1 protein-coding gene is annotated in these 609 nt (G+C 38.4%); it reads right to left on the bottom strand.

Annotated elements, in window-relative coordinates; translation table 11 throughout:
• Positions 1-548: transposase (locus V6C27_14785; protein MEG6617654.1), on the bottom strand; the 548-nt coding region annotated here is incomplete at its 3' end.
• Between the last annotated feature and the right edge of the window lie 61 nt (positions 549-609).

The raw sequence follows: 609 nt of genomic DNA, 5'->3' as shown, positions 1-609 counted from the left end.
GCTGCCTTATTAATTATTCGATTATCCTGGCGTACTTTAAAGTGAATAGCATCCAAAAAAACGACGGGGTAAACACGATTTAAAGGTCTGGATTGCCACTCTGCAATCAGTGGTAGAATTTTATCTGTAATCTTACTAACCATGGTTGGTGACACGTCAACACCGTAAATTTGCCGCATGTGGTCTTCAATATCACGAGTAGACATACCTTTAGCATACATTGCAATAATCTGATCCTCCAACTGATTGGAAGTATTCTCATATTTCTTGATTATTTGAGGTTCAAATTCGCCATTTCTGTCTCTTGGAATTTCTATTTCTGATTTACCAAACCTGGTTTTAATGTTTTTCTTGCTGTAACCATTGCGGCTATTGCCACTGTTGTTGCCAACAGGATCATGCTTTTCATAGCCAAGATGTTCATCCATCTCTGCTTCGAAAATTTCTTGCAATGTGTCCTTAAAAAGGTCTCTTAACTTTTCTTGAATTTCCTCAACTGAGCGGCAGCCTTTCGCCAGTTCCTTCGCTAATGAAGAAGAGTTTCGCATAAAATGATCATCCTCCCTTGTTGGTAAGTTTAACCATTTACACGAAACTCTTTACATTCTC

The organism is Peptococcaceae bacterium 1198_IL3148, assembly GCA_036763105.1.
GTDB lineage: Bacteria > Bacillota > Desulfotomaculia > Desulfotomaculales > Desulfohalotomaculaceae > JBAIYS01.
The sequence above is the reverse complement of the archived record's forward strand: the minus strand, read 5'-3'. Positions and strand labels throughout refer to the sequence as shown.